This window comes from Prescottella defluvii (genome assembly GCF_000738775.1).
GTDB classification, from domain to species: domain Bacteria; phylum Actinomycetota; class Actinomycetes; order Mycobacteriales; family Mycobacteriaceae; genus Prescottella; species Prescottella defluvii.
Map to the genome: position 1 here is coordinate 1 of NZ_JPOC01000047.1, position 3,283 is coordinate 3,283.

Here is a 3,283-nt window from a genome sequence, read left to right on the forward strand (position 1 = left end):
GCCTTGATGGGCAGCACGAGCGAGCCGAACGCCAGGAACATCAGCAGCGTCGTCAGGATCAGCACCGTGACGATCATCAGCGGCAGGTTGTCGAGCAGGGCGCTGATGCTGTCCTGCTCGATCGCCGGGGTGCCACCGACCATCACCGTCACGCCGTCTGGGACTTCCATGGCGCGTAGGTAGTCGATGGTGGCGGCGGAGTCGTTGCGGTCGACCAGTCCGGCCTTGAGGACCTGGACGCCGTCCTTCGCCGGGCCGGTGATGGTGAACTTCTCGACCAGTCCGGGCGCGCCGCTGGCGGTCTTGAGGATCTGCCCGACCTGGGCGCCCTCGCCGCCGGTGATGACCAGTTTCACCGGTTCGGTGCGGTTGCCGGGGAACAGTTCGTCGAACTGCTCCTGCGCCATCCGGGTCGTGTTGTCCGTCGGGAGGTAGTCCTCGTTGATGCCGCCGAACTTGATGCCGGACAGCGGGATGATCAGGAGGATCAGACCGAGGACGATCGGGATCGTCACCTTGAGCGGGTGGCGCATCACCCAACGCGTGAGCCGGCCCCAGATGCTGGCCTCGATCTCCTCGGTCGACTTGATCTGGCCGAACCGCTTGAGGCCGAACTTGTCGATCCGCCGGCCCAGAATGCCCAGGATCGCCGGCAGGACGGTGACGGAGGTCAAGGCCGCCAGTACCACCGTCGCGATCGCGCCGTAGGCGACGGATTTGAGGAAGCCCTGCGGGAACAGGATCAGTCCGCCGAGGCTGACCGCGATCATCGTGGCCGAGAACAGCACGGTGCGGCCCGCGGTCATCACCGTACGGCGCACCGCGTCCTTGGTGCTGCGTCCGTCGCCGAGTTCCTCACGGAACCGGCTGACGATGAACAGGCCGTAGTCGATCGCCATGCCCAGGCCGATGAGCGAGACCACCGACGCGACGAAGACGTTGACCTCGGTGAAGTGCGTGATCACCCGGACGATGCCGTTGGCCCCGATGATCGTCAGGCCACCGACGAGCAGCGGCAGCGCCGCGGCGATGACGCCACCGAACACGAAGAACAGCAGCACCGCGACCGCCGGGATCGCGAGGATCTCCATGCGTTTGATGTCGTTCGCCATGGTGTCGTTGATCGCGCTCGCGACCGGCTGCATGCCGGCGAGCTGGACCTCGACGCCGTCGATCGCGAACGAGTCCCGGATCGCCCGGAAGTTGTTCGTGATCGCGGTGTCGTTGTCGCCCTTCAACGCGACGCTGACGATCGCATGGGACCGGTCCTCGGTCGCCAGCGCCGGCAGCCGTGGCGTGTTGGGCAGCGTGAAATAGCTGCCGTTGAACTTCGCGACCTCGTCGGGATGAGTCTCGAGCAACCGCTTCAGGCTGTCGCTGACCTGCGCGGTGAACGCCGGATCGTCGACCGTCTTGCCCTCCGGCGCGGTGTACATCGCGACGACGTCACCGTTGGTGTCCCGGCCGAACGTGCCGTCCGCGAGCTTCGCGGCCGCCACCGACTCCGAGCCGGGATCGTCCCAACCGCTCTGACTGAGGTGGTCGTTGAGCCCGGAGCCGTAGGCGCCCAGCGCCAACAGTCCGGCCACCATCACCGCGATGACGGTGAAACGGGCTCGGTAGACCAGATCTCCCCAGCGAGCAAACACGTAAGGACTCCTCAGCGCCCGACGAGCAGGGCGGAAAGCGGGCGGAACGGCTGCAACCAAGCGCCCTCGTCGGGGAGGGATTCCAGGCTGACCCGCGGCAGAGGCTCACGGAAGACACCCGGGATGTCCTCGAGGTCGACGAAGTCCAGGATGTCGGACGAGACCGCCCAACTGGCGTGCTCGCGGAACCCGAGAACCTGCACCGGCACGCCGGCTGCTGCGATGTCCTCCAACGGCTCACGGAAGGCCTGTCCGTCGGCGGAGGCGACCATGACGCCGGCCAAGCCCTCACCACGGCGGAGTGCGATGTGGTGGAGCATGTCGGCATCGACGTCGCTGTCCTCCTCCACCTTGGGCTTGGCGAACACCGCGAAACCCACATTACGCAAGGCCTCGACCCAGGGGCGGACAACATCGGCGCTACCAGGGGCGATGTTCGTGAAGACCGTCGCTTCAGGCTCCAGTACGGCCGTTTCCGTGGCGGAAAGCTCGGCCGTGCGGGACAGCAGCCACCGGCCCAACGCGTCGAACCGCGGCCGGTACGCGGCCGTCGGCCGACCACCGAGGATCGCGCCCAGACCCATGTCGAGATTCGGGGCGTCCCAGACGAGCAGAACTCGCTTGTGGCGGATCTCGCGACCGTTGCCCTCGGGGGAATTGGAAGCCGTGTCCGGCGTGCTGAGACTCATGACTTGATCTTCCCCCAGATGAGTTCGGTAATGGCGCTTCCGACCTTGTGTGCCTTGTCCTCGAACTTCGTGACCGGTCGCTCGTGGGTCATCGGTGACTCCCAATCGAGCTCGGTGAGCAACGGCTCCGCGTTTCCGGCCTCGGCGATCGCCTCCGCGTACTCGGCGTGATCCGTCGCGACGTGCAGCACCCCGCCCGGCTTCAACCGGCTCGCGATCAGCGCGAACGTGGGCGCCTGCAGCAGCCGGCGCTTGTGGTGGCGGGCCTTGGGCCACGGGTCCGGGAAGAAGACCCGGACGCCGGTCAGCGACTCGGGCGCGACCATGTTCTCGAGCACCTCGACGGCGTCGCCGCGCAGCACCCGAACGTTCGGGATGTCCTCGCGCTCGACTGTCTGCAGCAACTGCGCCAGACCCGGTCGGTAGACCTCGACCGCGATGAGGTTCACGTGCGGCTCCGCCTTCGCCATCGCGGCCGTCGCGGTGCCGGTTCCCGAACCGATCTCGATGATCACCGGTGCCTCGCGGCCGAACCAGGCGGTGGTGTCGAGCAGTTCGTCGCCCACGTCGGCGCCGATCGTCGGCCACATGCGATCCCACGAGCCCTGCTGCGGATCCGTCAGCGCACCGCGTCGGGACCGGAAGCTCGTCACTCGCGGGTACAGACGCGACCCTCGCGACTCACCGGTCGTTTCCTCCGCAGCGGAGTCGGCCGCAGAGCTGTCGATGTCGTCGTGCGGAATCTCGGGTGCGTCCTGATCGGCGTCGTTCACCCGACCATTGTCACGTATGTCGACGATCACGGGCCGACTCGGTCGGCAGATAATATGGACACTTTGGTCTGGTTCGGTCGTGGGGATACCTCGAGTTTCAGACATTTCCCCTGGTAGCTGTCGGTATTCTGGGCAGCGCACGTGCCGGGGAGGGGTGGACGACCGGCTGGGT

General features: G+C 66.7%; 3 protein-coding genes. All 3 read right to left on the reverse strand.

What is annotated here, in order from left to right; all coding sequences use genetic code 11:
* Positions 1-1,649, reverse strand: a 1,649-nt coding sequence (locus tag IJ15_RS0117410) for an MMPL family transporter (RefSeq protein ID WP_031939622.1), incomplete at its 3' end; no start/stop codon positions are given.
* A gap of 11 nt (positions 1,650-1,660) precedes the next feature.
* Positions 1,661-2,338 (reverse strand): NYN domain-containing protein, encoded by a 678-nt coding sequence (locus tag IJ15_RS0117415; RefSeq protein ID WP_031939623.1) that lies wholly within the window; start codon positions 2,336-2,338, stop codon positions 1,661-1,663.
* Complete coding sequence (gene trmB / locus IJ15_RS0117420; RefSeq protein ID WP_031939624.1) at positions 2,335-3,129, reverse strand: tRNA (guanosine(46)-N7)-methyltransferase TrmB; 795 nt, start codon at positions 3,127-3,129, stop codon at positions 2,335-2,337. The genes IJ15_RS0117415 and trmB overlap by 4 nt, the downstream gene beginning before the upstream one ends.
* Between the last annotated feature and the right edge of the window lie 154 nt (positions 3,130-3,283).

Coding starts and splice junctions, on each gene's coding strand:
- IJ15_RS0117415 (WP_031939623.1), bottom strand. CDS start 2,338: ATGAGTCTCAGCACGCCGGACACGGCTTCCAATTCCCCCGAGGGCAAC.